The sequence below is a fragment of the Desulfitobacterium elongatum genome, assembly GCF_055378975.1.
This window is the reverse complement of the sequence record NZ_AP038772.1, coordinates 3,644,362-3,660,655: the sequence shown is the minus strand read 5'-3', so window position 1 is coordinate 3,660,655 and position 16,294 is coordinate 3,644,362. Positions and strand designations below refer to the sequence as shown.

Here is a 16,294-nt window from a genome sequence, read left to right as displayed (position 1 = left end):
ATAGTATTAAAGATGGATTAAAGTCCTAATTTAATAAACGTGCTCCGAAACTGGCTAACCTAAAGCGTATGCTACGGTGAGCGAGACAAGTGTAAAAACACTCGGGTATTACTGGAAACGGTTGTGCCTCCCTATTGGAAAGGAGTCTGTAAGTGTGTGAGTATGCTCCACGGTTTTTACAGACCGTGGAGTGTTTTATTTTAACTGAAATGATTTAAAGTGGGGGGATCCCTATGCAAGATCAGTTTAAACGCCGGATCGAGTACCTTAGGATTTCCATAACAGACCGGTGTAACCTACGTTGTAAGTATTGTATGCCAGAGACAGGGGTAAATTGGCTACCGCATGAGTCGATTCTGTCCTATGAGGAAATATTACGTTTAATTCGAATAACGACCTCACTAGGCTTTAAACGTTTTAGAATTACTGGTGGAGAGCCTCTTGCCCGAAAGGGAATCGTAGACTTTTTAGGAGAGGCTTCTAGAATTCCAGGTGTCGAAGACCTCATGTTAACCACGAATGGTATCCTGCTTCCTGAGATGGCCTTTGATTTAAAGGCTGCAGGAGTAAATCGAATTAACATAAGCCTAGATACTTTAAATCCTGAGCGATTCCGAGAGATCACTCGAGGTGGGGATGTACAAAAAGTTATTCAAGGCGTTTACCAATCCTTGGAGGCCGGTCTGCACCCGGTTAAGCTAAACGTTGTCGTGGTTCGTGATTTCAACCGAGATGAACTCCCCCAATTTATGGAGCTCGCTCGAAATTATCCCCTGCACGTTCGCTTTATCGAGCTCATGCCCATTGGAATTAGCTCAGAACACCGAAATGATTTCGTGCCCATAGCGGAAATGAAAGATATTCTCGGACTCGAAGGAATGAAACCCAAAAGAGATATCAAGGGTGGCGGACCGGCTGAGTATATTACCTCGGAGGGATTCCAAGGAAGCATAGGATTTATAAGTGCTTTAAGTCGGCATTTCTGCGATACCTGTAATCGGGTACGCTTAACTGCAGATGGAAAACTAAGACCTTGCTTGCATAGCGCCAAAGAAGTTGATCTTTGTCAAGCCTTAAGAGGAGAAAAAACCGATGAGGAGATAGCAGAACTGTTTGCTGAAGCCGTTTGGCATAAGCCTGCAGAGCATCATATGAATGAGGAAGCATGGCAAGGTCAGCGGATGATGTCACAGATAGGAGGATAATTTATGGATTTAACACACTTTGACGAAGAAGGACGCGCCCGCATGGTCGATGTTACTGAGAAAACGGAGAGTATGAGGGTAGCAACAGCGCGGGGAAAAGTAGAGATGCAACCAGAAACCTTGGAGAGAATTCGGCAGGGGCAGATTGCAAAGGGAGATGTTCTCGCCGTTGCTCAAGTTGCTGGAATTATGGCGGCAAAACAAACCTCAAATCTGATTCCTATGTGTCATCCTCTCGCCATCACAGGCGCAAAATTGAATTTTGAAATTCTTCCACCAGGTACGATTGAGATCGAGGGAATTGTTAAAGTTACGGGGAAAACTGGAGTAGAGATGGAAGCTCTTACCGCGGTCAGTGTAGCAGCTTTAACGATATACGATATGTGTAAAGCCATCGATAAAACAATGGTCATCGGAGACATTCGACTCATGGAAAAAACAGGCGGCAAGAGTGGTCATTTCATTCGAGAAGAAATTTAGACCCATAAAATAAAATAATAAAATTTAGGGGGATAATAAAAATGGCTAAAATTATTGCAGTATGCACGAGTGAAAAAAAAGGAATGCGTAAGAAGAACGTAGGAGAAGGAACTCTTAAGGTCAACTTTGGGATCGAAGGGGATGCTCATGGCGGAGATTGGCATCGTCAAGTCAGTTTACTAGCTATGGAGAGTATCAAAAAAATGCAGGATAAGGGGCTGGATGTAGTTCCAGGTGACTTTGCAGAAAACCTAACCACGGAAGGTATTGACCTTGTTAGCTTACCTATCGGCACAAAGCTTAGAATTGGCGAGACGGGACTTGGGGAAGTTACGCAGATCGGAAAGGAATGTCACACTCGCTGTGCTATCTATTATCAAGCAGGAGACTGTGTAATGCCAAAGGAAGGAATCTTCATCCGTGTGCTTGAAGGTGGAGCGGTAAGTGTGGGAGATTCTATCGAGGTGGTGGAATAATGCTGCGAGTGGGTGTGATTACCGCAAGTGATAAAGGATCTAAAGGAGAGAGAGAAGATCTTTCAGGTCCGACCTTGAAGGAACTCGTTAAAGAAATAGACGGTGAGGTTGTCCGTTATACGATACTACCAGATGACCAGGAGCTCTTAGCTCGGCAAATGATAGAATGGGTCGATGAAGATGGGCTTGATCTTATTCTGACGACGGGTGGAACCGGATTTTCCCTTCGTGATGTCACCCCTGAGGCGACAATCATTATAGCGGACCGCATGGTTCCTGGAATAGCTGAAGTAATGCGCTACGAGAGTTTAAAGGTCACTCCGAAAGCTATGCTCAGCCGCGCTGTGGCAGCCTTACGCAAGCGAACGTTAATTATTAACATGCCTGGTTCACCCAAGGCGGTGAAGGAGTGTTGGGCGGCCATATCATCCGCCTTGCCTCATGGAATACAGATCTTAAAGGGAGAAGCGAGTGAATGCGCTACTTCAAATAATCAGTAAATGCTTGTCACCCCTGTCCGGTTCCTACGTACACTATAGTAGAGAACCGGAAACGGGGTGATTTTGTTTTGAAGGTTATTGCCTTTGTAGACTATGAAAACATTTGGACGGGACTCTTGGAACAGGGGTACGAGTTGTCTCCTGAGAAACTCATGCAGTCCTTACAGCTTTATGCTAATCAAAACGAGCACATGTTACTAGCTATCTATCTCTACGCGAATTTTGATCGGGAAGAATTTTGGCGGTCTCAAACTTCCTTCGAAAAAACCCATGTATATACTCGGCATGTCTATGGCAAAAATAATTTTTCAAGTACAGGCTTGCGCCGCAACGCAGCAGATGTTGAAATCGTCCTTGAGGCCCAAGAGATTCTAATTACACGATCCCAAACCTTTGATATGATGTTACTACTCACTGGGGACGGAGATTTCCTTCCACTCATCCGTAAGATACGAGCCTGGGGAAAAGAAGTGAAGGTTATTGGGGTCGACGGAAGTGTGCATCATATATTACAGCCCTTTTGCGCTACAGGTGATTTTTTCGGAGAGTTTCTTACCCAAGAGATGCCCTATGAATACGCGCCTGAAAAGGATATTGAACAGGGAATTCAAATTTTAGCTCACCTACAACTGTCTATGGCTTATATCGCTTCCACTAAAGCACGGACGGCTTTATCAGAACAGTTAAGTAAGACAACTTCCCAAGTCAAAGAATGGATTCGTTATGCCTTAAGGGAAAAGATAATACTTGAGCAGGAATATCCTGACCCCAGTTTGAAAATCGGTAAGACTAAAATTTATTTGTTAAACTTAGAAAATTCTCGCGTTCAGGCAGTGTTAGGATCATCGATTGAGGATATCCGAAAGCGTCATGAAAAACTAAGTGGAAACTGAGAGAACGGGAAGCTGTTCTCTCTTGTTTTGATTGTCCTGCTAAAAGATGCCAACACCGTGTTGCAAACCACCACTATGAGGTCGGCCAAGAAAGGTTAAGTTAAAAGGAGAAAAAAGGAAATTATTTTTCCAGGATATGAATAAATGGAAATCAAGATGGTCAATATAAGCCTTAGAAACTGCAAGTCAGGGTTTTGAAGTTCTGTCAATTTTAGAGTGACGCAGCAATAAGGAGAAAATGGTAGATAATCAATTAATATTATGCTAAAACAACCCGTCACTGCTCTTGGCAGGATTTGATTTCCCCACCGACCTTGCATATTATTATAGTAGATGTTAGCACTCAATAGGAATGAGTGCTAACAATAAAAATTAAGATTAGATTCTTAAGGAGGGACTTTCTACAATGAACATCAAACCTCTTGCTGATCGGGTAGTCATCAAGGCGCTCCCGTTGGAAGAAAAAACAAAGAGCGGAATCATTATGCCAGATACCGCTAAGGAAAAGCCTCAAGAAGGCGAAATTGTGGCTGTGGGTCCTGGAAAAGTGGAAAAAGGCGAGCGAGTTGCCCTTGACGTTAAAGTCGGTGACCGAGTGATTTATTCCAAATATGCTGGCACTGAAGTAAAGTATGATGGTCAAGAATACTTAATCCTCAAGGAAAGTGACATTTTGGCCGTCGTTGGTTAATTAGATTTTTGAACGTGATTTTAAAGGAGGAACTTAAAGGTGGCAAAACAAATCGTATTCAATGAAGAAGCTCGCCACGCATTAGAACGTGGTGTTAATGCATTAGCTGAAGCTGTTCGCGTAACTCTCGGACCGAAAGGTCGTAATGTTGTACTGGACAAGAAATTTGGTTCACCCCTTATTACCAATGATGGTGTAACCATTGCTCGTGAAATTGAACTCGAAGATGCTTTCGAAAACATGGGTGCACAGCTTGTTAAAGAAGTTGCTACAAAAACAAATGATGTCGCAGGTGATGGCACAACGACTGCAACTGTTCTTGCGCAAGCTATTATTCGTGAAGGCTTGAAAAATGTCGCTGCAGGTGCAAACCCGATGGGTATCAAACGCGGTATCGAGCTAGCAGTCGGAGCTATCGTTAGTGATATCAAAACAAATGCTAAGCCGATCGAAAGCAAAGAAGCAATCACCCAAGTTGCATCCATTTCAGCTGGAGATGCTAACATCGGTGCACTGATTTCTGATGCGATGGAAAAAGTCGGTAAAGATGGAGTTATCACCGTTGAGGAAGCTAAAGGGATGACCACAGAGCTTCAAGTCGTTGAAGGAATGCAGTTCGATCGTGGTTATATCTCTGCTTATATGATTACAGATACAGAAAAAATGGAAGCTGTACTTAACGATCCCTATATCTTAATTACGGATAGAAAGATCGGCGCAATTGCTGACATTCTCCCCGTTCTCGAGAAAGTTGTTCAATCGGGTCGCCAACTCCTGATTATTGCTGAAGACATCGAAGGCGAAGCTATGGCTACTTTGGTAGTAAACAAACTTCGTGGAACCTTTACTGCTGTGGGCGTAAAAGCTCCTGGCTTTGGTGATCGTCGTAAAGCAATGCTTGAAGATATTGCTACGCTTACGGGTGGTACAGTAATCACTGAAGATCTCGGCTTGAAGCTTGAGAATACAACGATTGAGATGCTGGGTCGCGCTCGTCAAGTTCGCGTTTCCAAAGAGGAAACTACGATCGTTGAAGGTTCTGGACAAACCGAAGAAATCCAAAATCGCGTGGAAGCGATCAAACGTCAAATCGAAGAAACCACTTCGGATTTTGACCGCGAGAAGCTTCAAGAGCGTCTTGCTAAGCTCGCTGGTGGGGTCGCTGTAATCCAAGTAGGTGCAGCAACTGAAACCGAAATGAAGGAGAAAAAACTCCGCATTGAAGATGCTCTAGCAGCTACTCGTGCAGCTGTCGAGGAAGGAATCGTCGCAGGTGGCGGTACGACTTTGATTGATGCTGTAGAAGCGCTTAACGGACTTAACTTGACCGGAGATGAGAAGACTGGGGTAGCGATTATTCGCCGTTCCTTAGAAGAGCCTCTCCGTCAGATCGCTAACAACGCTGGATTCGAAGGTTCAGTCGTGGTAGAAAAAGTTCGCAATGCAGGACGCGGCGTGGGCTTCAATGCAGTAACTGAGCAGTATGAAGATATGATTGCTGCAGGTATTGTTGACCCAGCTAAAGTTACACGCTCTGCATTACAAAACGCTGCTTCCATCGCAGCTATGCTTCTTACCACAGAGTGCCTCGTTTCCGACCTTCCTTCTAAGGATAACGGCGCTGCCGCTATGGCTGGTATGGGTGGCATGGGCGGAATGGGCGGCATGATGTAAGAAAGAGCCTGAACTCCTTGAACATCAAGGTGAGCAGACTCCGAGCAAACGCATTGACCACATTTTGACCACGTTGAGATAATTTTTTCAGAGGTTTTTCATGAGTTTACTGAACTTATGAGAAGCCTCTTTTTTCATTGTTTTTGTGGTGTGCATATAGAGCACTTTTCATAACTGCAATTATAAAACATCCGGCCGCATGCTGAATGGCCGGATGTTGGATGAGATGCCCTAGATTTTTTTTGATTTTTGCATTTGGTTACTTGTCCTCGGCTTTAATGGTCCATATTTCTCCCAATCTTCGGGTGTCATTTTTCTTGTTACGCATTCACTAATAACCAAAGGATATTCTTTTTCAGACATTAGTTGCGCTGTTTGAAGTGTACCTGATCTATTTACTTTAATATCCATTACCTCATCTTCTTCCCTTCCAATTTTTTCTTTAGTTTAATAGATTAAAGAAGATGATGGTATATGTCGTTAGTCTTATATGATTAGGACTGAAGCCCAAAATTGAACTGAAATAATCTAACATTTTGGGTTATTTTACTTGCGGTGGGGCTGTTTTATGAATAAATTAAATTAGGATAAAGACGGGTCAGCTCTTTTTGCTTCCAGAAATCGATAATGCTTGGTCATAAGATATAAGAAGACAAAGCTACTTATAAACCAAATCCATGGTCCGCCATTTATAAATACCAAAATATCAAGTTGTCTTAAGATTACCGCAACAAAAGAGATAAATGTACTCCACATTATCACATAAATCCAATAAATATATCTTTCTATTCTCTGGGGTAAAAAGTAAATAAATAACATTATTGCCGGTGCCCAAGCTAAAATCGTCCATAGAGGGAGAACACCGATGTTGAAGGGTTCCATGTACTGATACTTAGTTAAATGAACAAGATGGAAGATATTCTCAACTAAAAAATCTAAACCTGATCCCCATAAAATTCCAAACCAAAACAATTTCTTAATTTCTTGTTTGGGAATGAAAGCTAGAGTCAAAAATAATGTTCCCAATGCAAAACTTAAAGTGTAAAAAAAATAGGGAAGATCAAGTTTCATTGGAGACCTCCTAAGATGTATTAGTCTGTATTTGTTTTAAGGTTAACAAAGATAGTTCGGAATATACGTTAATTCTTCTTGCTTTATCCTTCATTCTTGCTCAAAAAGAACATCTCCTTAAATAATTAACTTATTACCCTAACAGTATTTCCTGATTTGCTGGAATGATGTTGAGTTTTTTTTATAAGTTAAAATCATTTTGGATGCAGTTCAGTTCAGGGGGTAAAAGTATATTAAATATCTTTTCGCACATTAATATTATGTAAATATATTAATAATATATTAATTACGGAGGGACTTATATGACAATTATGGATAAAGTGGAAGCAACGACACGTACATCAATTCAGGCGATTATAGATAAGGAACCTGTTAGCTATTTGGAAGCCAGTAACCTATACGGTAAAATTGCTTCAGGGCGACATAATCAATCTGTTCTTGAGGTCCTGTATAATCATGCTCAAGACCCTGAACTTAAAGATCTCATTAAAGATGGCATTGATAATTTAGTTATACCAACAATAAACGATTGTGAAGCACTTCTGGAGAAAAGTGGAGCTCAAACACCACATTTTCACTATTGTGAACACAAACTGCACAAGGATTTAGACATTCCTAATGATGCTCGTTTAACTGACTACGAGATTTCTGCTAATATTGCAATTATGGCAAGGGCAGCACAATTGAGTCTTCTTGCTGCTCTCCAGGAGTCTTACCAGCTAGAAGTAGAGGGAATGTTCCGTAAGTATCTAGATGCAGGCTTAGACTGGAACTATCGCTTGTTGCAGCTCATGATTCATCGCGGCTGGCTCCCCCATCTTGCAAAAATTACACATTGAATATCAGATATGCAATCCCTCACTTTGATAAGTGGGGGTATCTTTTTGCTTAGAAACCTTTCATAAAAATTACCAACGGGATTATCCTAATAAATGGTTGTCCGATAAGTCGATATATGACATAATATTACATAGATGTCGTAAGGCATTTTTCGTTTTTTTCATGTAGTAAAGTCTCTTTTGTCCCTCCGCCATATGGAAGGAGGGAACTTTTTAAAAAATCTTGTCCCATATAGACAAGAACAAGGCTAATATGGGGCATTGCGTAAAGGATCTCCGGACGCGGAGGCCTTTTTTTATTCCCCTCTACTTTCCTCGAATTACTAATTTTTCATAGGAATAGGGCAACCTGAAAATACATAAAGTGTGATAAGAACTCCGCCAGGGAGGCCAGAAAATGAAGAAAAGAGGCTGGTTATTACTCATCCTAATCGGTACCGTGTTAATTGGGGGAATCGTGGGACGCCTGTTATGGAAACCCGACCCCACAGAGTTACTGACACACGGCCTAGAAAAACTGAATCAAGCGACCTCTTTTCGCTACAGTATGACCCAGCATCAATGGGTCGAAGGAAAGGATCGCGTACTCACTCAGATTTTAGGAGAAAAGGACGGTGGAAACACTCGAATCTCAGGGAAGCTGGTGGGCACTGAAATCGAAATGATCCTCGCTGGTGAAGGTTTTTATATGCAAGATCCCTTTACAAAGCGTTGGGTTCGTTATCCAAGTGTCCCGGCAACCCAAGAAGTCTTTCTGGCGGAGCTCAACCCTAGGTCATCGCTCCAGTTCAAAGAGTTTGGGGAGGTGAAGCTTCGAGGACAAGAAAAGCTCAATAACCAGAAGACTTGGGTCATTGAATTCAAACCTAGTGTACAAAACCAAATTATGGAGGAAGGTTGGACTGACTTTTCCTACATTATATCTATAGGAAAAAAGGATCAGATGATTCACAGGGTAATCATTGAGGCCAAGAGCAAGGCGAATAATCAGATGATGTCGATAACGATGGACTTCGAGGATTACGGGAGAAAGATGAATATCAGTGCTCCGAATCTATAGCTCAAACTTAATGAGACTTGCCTAAGCAGAGAATTCTTAGGCAAGTCTTTTTACTTGTTTTGAATTGTCCTAAGTGGGTATTTACTGACTCCGTACTTTTCTCCTCGGAAATCCAAGGAACGTTCGAGTTTTGTTTGACTCTTAGAAATTCGTCTGCTATAATTCTACAATGAGTTTTTGTATTCATGGAGGTGGCTTGAGGTGGAAGAATATATTAGCAAAATCTTATTGAGTCGAGATGAGATTCAAAAGCGTGTTGCTGAATTGGGTGAGGAAATTACCCATGATTATAGTGGAAAAAAATTGTTGATTTTAGGAATTCTTAAAGGGGCTGTTCCCTTTATGTCGGATCTGATCCGAGAGATTAAGATTCCTTTAAATTATGATTTTATGGCTGTTTCAAGTTATGGAGCTTCGACTCACTCTTCTGGTGTCGTGAGAATCATGAAGGACTTAGAGAGAAGTGTCGAGGATGTACATATTCTCATTGTTGAAGATATTGTCGACACAGGTTTGACGTTAAAATATCTTATTGAAAATTTATCAGCAAGGAATCCTCTCAGTGTTAAGGTCGTGACTTTGCTAGATAAACCGGAGCGAAGAAAAGTAGAGGTCACACCCAACTATAATGGGTTTACGATTCCGGATGAGTTTGTTGTCGGGTATGGTCTTGATTTTAATGAAGAATATCGCAACCTACCTTATGTTGGAGTGCTTAAGCCAGAGGCCTATGATTTTTCTCATTAACGGAAGTTAATACACGATATGAGAGAGTATGTCAAAATAGAGCTTCGGCCGATGGCCAAGCTCTTAAACGTTTACCGATGACTAAGCGCCACTATGTCTCCAGCTTCTGAAGTCGAAGATAAGTGGCGCTAAGTCCCGATAAGTACCAACAATACTTAAAATGAATGGTGGTTGAAAAAATGGCTCAAGATCTCGTTTTGGTTCTGGATTTCGGAGGGCAGTATAACCAGCTTATTGCCCGCAGAGTACGGGAAGCACATGTCTATTCTGAAATGATCTCATATAAGACTCCAGTTGAGGAGATTAAAGCCCGTAAACCGCAAGGGATTATTTTCTCAGGGGGACCGGCCAGTGTTAATCAAGAGGGTGCGCCAAAAGTGGATCCGGCAATTTACGACTTAGGGATTCCTATTTTCGGAATTTGCTATGGTATGCAACTCATGACCCTACAACTTGGGGGACAGGTAGAGCATCCTGAGGTTCGTGAGTACGGAAAGGCAATGCTTCAAGTCGATCAAGCAAGTGGCCTTTGGAAGGGCTTGGGTGGAGAACGCCAATGCTGGATGAGTCATGGGGATTCTGTGACGAAACTTCCCGAAGGCTTCAGTATTGCTGCACATACAGATCATACTCCGGTTGCAGCTATGATGAATGAGAAGCGTCATTTTTACGGAGTTCAATTTCACCCCGAGGTCAAGCATACTCCTGACGGTCAGACTATGCTCGAACATTTCTTATTTGACATCTGCGGTTGTCTTGGCGATTGGACCATGGAATCCTTTATTGAAGGCCAAATAAAAGAAATCCGAGAAAAAGTCGGTGATCGGCGTGTATTGTGTGCATTAAGCGGCGGGGTAGACTCTTCCGTGGCTGCTGTGCTTGTCCATAGGGCTATCGGAGATCAGCTCACCTGTGTCTTTGTCGATCATGGCTTCATGCGTAAAAATGAAGCTGAGCAAGTAAAAAAGATCTTTACAGAGGAATTCCATTTGAACCTCGTCTTTGTCGATGCGCGCGAGCGCTTTATGGCGAAGATCGGTGGAGTTTCTGACCCAGAGACAAAGCGTATCGGGATTGGAAATGAATTCATCCGTCTCTTTGAAGATGAAGCTCGTAAATTGGGAGAAGTAGACTTCTTGGTTCAAGGGACGCTATACCCGGATATCGTGGAAAGTGGAACGGAAACCGCTGAGACGATTAAGAGCCATCATAATGTGGGCGGCTTACCGGAAGATATGAAGTTTAAGCTTATTGAACCTCTGAACATGCTCTTTAAGGATGAAGTACGTGAAGTCGGCTCAGAACTAGGAATACCTGAAGAAATCGTCTGGCGGCAGCCTTTCCCTGGACCAGGACTGGCGATTAGAATTCTTGGTGAGATAACGGTAGAAAAGCTTGATATTCTTCGTGAGGCTGATGCAATCATTATCGATGAAGTTCGCAAAGCTGGCCTATATCGCGAAATCTGGCAATCCTTTGCTGTACTTCCTTCGATTAAGAGCGTTGGAGTCATGGGAGATGGACGAACCTATGCCTACCCAATCGTAGTCCGTGCAGTGACCAGTGAAGATGCGATGACAGCCGACTGGGCTAGACTGCCTTATGATTTAATGGAGAAGATTTCGACCCGAATTGTCAATGAAGTGCAGGGTGTCAACCGTGTCGTCTATGATATCACCTCGAAACCCCCTGGCACGATTGAATGGGAGTAGACGGAAGATGCTTACAATAAGAGGTGTTTAATTCTTCTAATAGTAAAGATTTTAAATTAGGTGGTTATGATCTCACAGTCTTTTTTTGTGATTTCATAACCGTCTTTTTACTATGAGCAACTTTTATACTATACCAACACGAGGGTAATCTGAAAATCTCAATGCTTTTGACGTATTTGTATTTATAATGTATTGATTCGGAATTGGAGACGATTAGCAGGGATTATCCTTTGTTTAATTATCTGTAAAATGATAATCTTGTCGATGAGGATGACGAAATCACAGGTTCGATTGAGCTGCTTTGGTGGAGGAATTAGATATCCCTTTGAAGGGATAATGTCTGTGCTCGCGAATAAATATTGATAATTATGTTACCCAAAGTAGAGGATTAAGCTTATTCAATATGGAATTAGAAATACGGAATTAAGGGGAATTTAGAGTGAGTTGAGGGGGATTACAATGAGTAGAAGTGACGGGAGACGACTGAAATCTCTAAGCCCATTTGTGAAGATAATCCCCTATATCATGACCAGGCGTAGTGATGCGCAGATTTTCAGCAAACAGATGATTGTTACAGATACTTTAGACGCCTATATCAAAGAAAAGCAGGCCCAGGGCCTCGAACTCAATTACATGCACCTGTTCATCGCAGTGTATGTAAGAATCCTCGCCCAAAGGCCACGCCTTAACCGCTTCGTTATGAATAACCGTCTATATGCGAGGAACGGAATCTATATCTCCATGGCCGTTAAGCGATCACTCCGCGACGATGGTGAGGAGACGACCGTCAAATTTGCCTTTACGGGTCGCGAGACCCTATTTGAAGTAATTGACATCGTTAATCGGATTATTGGTGAAAGTATTCTAACAGGTGCTACTAACGAAGTCGATAAAATTGCAGATAAAATCATGTCACTGCCTAACGGACTTGTGAAGCTCCTTGTCGGGGCCTTGAAAGGTATGGATAGACATAATATACTGCCAAGTGCTATCGTCGAAGCTAGCCCGTTTCACACGTCGCTGTTCTTTACGTATCTTAAGTCGATCAAGCTCGATTTTATTTACCACCACCTCTATGATTTTGGAACCACAGGTGTTTTCGTTGCGCTCGGTAAGGTCAAGAAAATGCCGGTAGTTGAAGGAGATGCAGTGGTTGTCAAAAAGTGCTGCGAGATTGGTTACGTCTTGGACGAGCGTATTTGTGACGGATTATACTTTTCCAATTCTTTCAAACTGGTCCTGAAATATCTAGAGAATCCATCCCTACTGGAAGAAGGGTTGGAGGAGGTTGTAGAGGACGTGAAATGAGGGCTTTTTTAGAGGTATTTTGCAATTCCTGTCGAAAGATATGCTTATCTATTAATAGGAGTTGGAACTATGCTAAACGACTTATTTCTTAATACTGCGATTGTTATTGCAGTGATAAGTATAGGCAACCAGTTGCTTATTGAACATGACGTGAACCCTTTAGCATCTTGGAAATTAAAGATCTTCTTTAGTACCATGGCTGGAATTTTGGGAATACTGCTCATGATTAATAGTGTTCAAATCATGCCGGGTGTCATCCTTGATTTTAGAAACATTGCGGTTATTCTATCTGCAATTTACTGTGGCTTTCTACCTTCGATTATTACGTCACTCATCATCGGGATTTTCCGCTTGTTTTATGCAGGTATATCATTCTCATCTATGACAGGAGCAATAACTGCATTTATTATCGGAATGGTATGTGGATTCATAAGCACTTTACATATTACTAGGGTAAAAAAATGGACTTATATGACTTTATGCATCCTAGTGATTCCCGCAATCACGTTTTCTATAGTAATTAGTGACCAAACATTAATGCTGAAGACCGTATTTTCGTATTTATTTAGTCTAATAATCGTTTCGATTCTTGTGTATTATTACATCCGGTATATCGATTTATCCAAATATACCTACAGAAAATATAAACTTGAGTCTGTAAGAGACTATCTGACGGGGCTTCATAATGTTAGACAGTTTGATAAACAGTTAAATAAAATTATCGCAAGTTTGACGGCAGAAAGTCTTATTACAATGTTGTTTATAGACGTTGACTTTTTCAAAAAGGTAAATGATACTTACGGTCACCGAAATGGAGATAAAGTACTTGAGGATCTAGCTAAAATCTTATTGAGTAGGAGTAGTGATACGGATTTCGTCTATCGTAATGGTGGAGAAGAGTTCTCAGTTCTCATGACAGATTGTGCAAGAGACAAGATCCTAGAAGTAGCTGAGAGAATCCGGAAGGCTGTTCGGTATCATAAGTTTCGTTTGCTCGATGATCAAATAATCCACATTACTGTTTCTATTGGAGTAGCTATCTATCCAGATTCAGTAAACGATATCGAGCAGTTAGTGGAAAAAGCTGATGAGGCTCTATATGAGGCTAAACGAACAGGGAGAGATAGAGTTGTCTTATTCGGTGATCCAATATGCGGAAAGTATCATTGATATGTCTTCAAATCTCTTTTCCCAGGTGTGTGAGGCTAACCAATGATAGACTTCATTTTCATTGAATATTATTTTTTGATCGAGAATTAAACGGATTTTTTCCAGGAAGGACTCATGGTCAACGCCGATATGAACAGACGGGATGTGCCGTGCCTCTGGAATATCTGTAGAAACTACAGGCTTTCCGGAAGCGAGATACTCATACATTTTAATGGGATTCGTTGCAAGAGTAAGCTGTCCCAGTAAAAAGGGGATGATACACACCGTACTGTGTTGAAGATAATTAGGCAGCTCATGATAGGGCTTATACCCGAGATATTTTAGATTTGGGATGTTTCTGTTGACGGATGTACCGAACTCTTTCCCTATAATTGCAACGAGTGCATCTTCAAAGGTTAGTGCAATTTTATTAACTAATTCTTGGTCGATCCACCTGGCCCATGCACCAGAATACGTTATGATAGGTCCAGCGAGCTGTCGGAATTCCTCAGGCAGCTCGTTTTTGGCATGAGCATTAAAATGGTCTATGTGACATCCATTAGGGATTAAAAAGCTAGGCTTTTCGGGAAACTCACCTTCCATTTGTGCCTGTAATAGCTTCGAGGTGGTAATGACGATATTAGATTTACTCACCATGGGTTTGTGGTACTGTTTCCATATGGAAAAATCATCCAAATAATCATATATAATAAAATCAGGCCAGTACTCATCTAAAAACGATTGGAGTTTTGGCCAGGAGACCCAAAGTATAATTTTCTTACCCTGACTTTTTAAGCGGGGTATTATTTTTTTTATAAGGTAGTTTTGATTATGGATAATGGTCAAATTTGAATTAAGAGCCGTAGATAATTCAGTGGTTGATTGAGTTTTATTGCAGTAAAAAACCTCAAACCCATGAAGTGAAAATTGCTCCATTAAATGTTGGGGTCTTTGTTTCATCCAATTCCAATCAAAGGTAGGAGGATAGATTACTACATTCATAAACTTCACCGCTTTCGGGTTTCGGTATTATATGCTATTCCAAGTTTGCGAGTGCATTTCTTTTGTTGGAAATTGAGCATTCTAACATCTTTTATGGCATGTGAATAGGATAGAAGATAGCTCACCTTTAAAATTATAATAATGCGATTGGGAACTAGGGGTGATTCTTCTGAAGATCTTATCCTTGACCAATGAATTTGAAGAGGAATGCTTTGGGGGTGCTGGAACGGCGGCTACAGGTATCGTGTACCTGCTAGATCGATTGGGTGTACAACAAACGGTTGTCGTACCACGCAGTGATTGGGCTAAACCCGGCTGGTTAGAGCGAGGACAACAGATCAAAGTCCTAGGATTACCACGAAACCTCTATTATTTTGGTCATCTAGAGATGATCTGGGTAGACACTTTACGTCACAAATTTCCTGAACTATGGCAGGAGTGGGATGTCATTCATATTCAAGCCATCAACTTTGCTCCCTTAGCCTATACTCTGGCCGATGAAAGAATCCCGATTCTTTATTCCGTGTATTCATTTTTACGTGAGGAGTTAGAGGATCGGAAGCTGTCAGGGCTACAAGAGCGGTTTAAACTTCAAGAAGAACTATTAGGGCGTTCTCAACGCCTTCACTTAATAAGTCAGAGTGAAGAAAGCTATCTTGAGGCGCACTTCCCTCAATACCTTGCCAAGGCGGAAAAAATACCGCTAGGCATTTCCTTACCCTTGGAACATTGGCAAGCAGGGAGCAACAACGGGTTTCTTTATGTTGGTAGACTCATGGACTATAAAGGGTTGGAGGATTTGATTAGGGCCATTGATAGAGTATCTCAAAGCGGGCGACAGATTCACTTAGATGTTGTCGGTAAGGGTCCGGAGTCCTATGAAAGATACTTGAAGCGACTCGTTCAGTCGATGAAAGGGGGAGCTTGCATTCAGTTTCACGGCTGGAGACCGAGCTTAGAGGTAAGACAACGGATGGCGCAAGCAACGGCCCTCGTTGTACCGAGTCGACGTGAAGCCTTTGGCTTAGTGGCCTTAGAGGGAATGATGCTCGGGACCCCCTTAATCGCTTCAAGAGCAGGAGGATTAGCAGAATTAGCTCCTACTGAATATGCTCTAACCTTCGAAGCGGGTAATATCGATAAGTTATCCGAGGCTTTAACGACTGCTCTCGATAATCCTTCTCTTTTAAGGTTATTTTCAGACAGGGCCCGGGAAAGGGCTTTGACCTTTGAGTGGAAACAGCTTGCTCCAAGATATTTAAAGCTCTTGGAAAGTATGAAGTAGTAGCTTATACCCTGGGCTTGAATTCTTGGATAAAGGAACCTTACTTTTAGTAGAGCTTGATACTCCCTGTGAAGTGAGGTTCCTTTAGTTGTTAGAGGTAAATCGTGTTAGGCTATGCTACATTATGCTTCAATGGAGCAAGAGGTGTCAGATAAACAAGAATTGACATAGGATATAGGGATATGAAAGAAGGGAGAATGTG

At 41.9% G+C, this 16,294-nt stretch carries 17 protein-coding genes and 1 riboswitch; of the genes, 14 read left to right on the top strand and 3 right to left on the bottom strand.

The annotated features are described in order from the left end of the window. Nucleotides 1–30: 30 nt before the first annotated feature. Nucleotides 31–161, top strand: a riboswitch (molybdenum cofactor riboswitch). A gap of 72 nt (nucleotides 162–233) precedes the next feature. From moaA to groL, 7 genes are all read left to right on the top strand, one after another. Further along, nucleotides 234–1,205 carry a GTP 3',8-cyclase MoaA gene (moaA, locus tag ACZ42W_RS17360; protein WP_464166519.1) on the top strand — a complete coding sequence of 324 codons (972 nt, stop codon included), beginning with the start codon at nucleotides 234–236 and terminating at the stop codon, nucleotides 1,203–1,205. Nucleotides 1,206–1,208: 3 nt separating this feature from the next. Then, a complete protein-coding gene (gene moaC / locus ACZ42W_RS17355) occupies nucleotides 1,209–1,685 on the top strand; it encodes a cyclic pyranopterin monophosphate synthase MoaC (RefSeq protein WP_464166518.1) in 477 nt (158 codons plus the stop codon). 41 nt (nucleotides 1,686–1,726) lie between these two features. After that, the gene (locus tag ACZ42W_RS17350) at nucleotides 1,727–2,161 is read left to right on the top strand and encodes an MOSC domain-containing protein (protein WP_464166517.1); all 435 of its coding nucleotides are present in this window, start codon (nucleotides 1,727–1,729) and stop codon (nucleotides 2,159–2,161) included. Next, nucleotides 2,161–2,661, top strand: coding sequence for a MogA/MoaB family molybdenum cofactor biosynthesis protein (locus ACZ42W_RS17345; RefSeq protein ID WP_464166516.1), 501 nt, complete (start codon nucleotides 2,161–2,163; stop codon nucleotides 2,659–2,661). Before ACZ42W_RS17350 ends, ACZ42W_RS17345 begins: the two co-directional genes overlap by 1 nt. 68 nt (nucleotides 2,662–2,729) lie before the next feature. Continuing rightward, the gene (locus tag ACZ42W_RS17340; RefSeq protein WP_464166515.1) at nucleotides 2,730–3,554 is read left to right on the top strand and encodes an NYN domain-containing protein; all 825 of its coding nucleotides are present in this window, start codon (nucleotides 2,730–2,732) and stop codon (nucleotides 3,552–3,554) included. A 406-nt stretch (nucleotides 3,555–3,960) separates the two neighbouring features. Continuing rightward, complete coding sequence (gene groES, locus ACZ42W_RS17335; protein ID WP_464166514.1) at nucleotides 3,961–4,245, top strand: co-chaperone GroES; 285 nt, start codon at nucleotides 3,961–3,963, stop codon at nucleotides 4,243–4,245. Between the two features lie 39 nt (nucleotides 4,246–4,284). After that, nucleotides 4,285–5,919, top strand: a complete 1,635-nt coding sequence (gene groL, locus ACZ42W_RS17330; protein ID WP_464166513.1) for a chaperonin GroEL — start codon at nucleotides 4,285–4,287, stop codon at nucleotides 5,917–5,919. Between the two features lie 231 nt (nucleotides 5,920–6,150). Here groL and ACZ42W_RS17325 read toward each other — a convergent pair whose 3' ends face one another. Together ACZ42W_RS17325 and ACZ42W_RS17320 are read right to left on the bottom strand one after the other, a co-directional pair. Further along, a complete protein-coding gene (locus tag ACZ42W_RS17325; RefSeq protein WP_464166512.1) occupies nucleotides 6,151–6,330 on the bottom strand; it encodes a hypothetical protein in 180 nt (59 codons plus the stop codon). 171 nt (nucleotides 6,331–6,501) lie between these two features. Beyond that, nucleotides 6,502–6,990 (bottom strand): hypothetical protein, encoded by a 489-nt coding sequence (locus tag ACZ42W_RS17320; protein WP_464166511.1) that lies wholly within the window; start codon nucleotides 6,988–6,990, stop codon nucleotides 6,502–6,504. Nucleotides 6,991–7,292: 302 nt separating this feature from the next. On the opposite strand from ACZ42W_RS17320, the gene ACZ42W_RS17315 reads away from it, so the two are divergent. The 6 genes from ACZ42W_RS17315 (at nucleotide 7,293) to ACZ42W_RS17290 (ending at nucleotide 13,826) form a co-directional block, all read left to right on the top strand. After that, nucleotides 7,293–7,829 carry a DUF3231 family protein gene (locus ACZ42W_RS17315; RefSeq protein WP_464166510.1) on the top strand — a complete coding sequence of 179 codons (537 nt, stop codon included), beginning with the start codon at nucleotides 7,293–7,295 and terminating at the stop codon, nucleotides 7,827–7,829. 397 nt (nucleotides 7,830–8,226) lie between these two features. Next, complete coding sequence (locus ACZ42W_RS17310; protein WP_464166509.1) at nucleotides 8,227–8,889, top strand: LolA family protein; 663 nt, start codon at nucleotides 8,227–8,229, stop codon at nucleotides 8,887–8,889. Nucleotides 8,890–9,090: 201 nt separating this feature from the next. Then, nucleotides 9,091–9,636, top strand: a complete 546-nt coding sequence (hpt, locus tag ACZ42W_RS17305) for a hypoxanthine phosphoribosyltransferase (protein WP_464166508.1) — start codon at nucleotides 9,091–9,093, stop codon at nucleotides 9,634–9,636. A 179-nt stretch (nucleotides 9,637–9,815) separates the two neighbouring features. Beyond that, entirely contained in the window at nucleotides 9,816–11,348 is a 1,533-nt protein-coding gene (gene guaA / locus ACZ42W_RS17300) for a glutamine-hydrolyzing GMP synthase (protein ID WP_464166507.1), read from the top strand. Nucleotides 11,349–11,807: 459 nt separating this feature from the next. After that, nucleotides 11,808–12,656 (top strand): 2-oxo acid dehydrogenase subunit E2, encoded by an 849-nt coding sequence (locus tag ACZ42W_RS17295; RefSeq protein ID WP_464166506.1) that lies wholly within the window; start codon nucleotides 11,808–11,810, stop codon nucleotides 12,654–12,656. Between the two features lie 69 nt (nucleotides 12,657–12,725). Further along, the gene (locus ACZ42W_RS17290; protein ID WP_464166505.1) at nucleotides 12,726–13,826 is read left to right on the top strand and encodes a diguanylate cyclase; all 1,101 of its coding nucleotides are present in this window, start codon (nucleotides 12,726–12,728) and stop codon (nucleotides 13,824–13,826) included. Here the strand turns inward: ACZ42W_RS17290 and ACZ42W_RS17285 are convergent. Next, on the bottom strand, nucleotides 13,791–14,807 hold the full coding sequence (locus tag ACZ42W_RS17285; protein WP_464166504.1) for a glycosyltransferase: 1,017 nt from the start codon (nucleotides 14,805–14,807) through the stop codon (nucleotides 13,791–13,793). The two genes, ACZ42W_RS17290 and ACZ42W_RS17285, sit on opposite strands and share 36 nt — an antisense overlap. A 160-nt stretch (nucleotides 14,808–14,967) precedes the next feature. On the opposite strand from ACZ42W_RS17285, the gene ACZ42W_RS17280 reads away from it, so the two are divergent. After that, nucleotides 14,968–16,092, top strand: a complete 1,125-nt coding sequence (locus tag ACZ42W_RS17280) for a glycosyltransferase family 4 protein (protein ID WP_464166503.1) — start codon at nucleotides 14,968–14,970, stop codon at nucleotides 16,090–16,092. Nucleotides 16,093–16,294 lie beyond the last annotated feature (202 nt).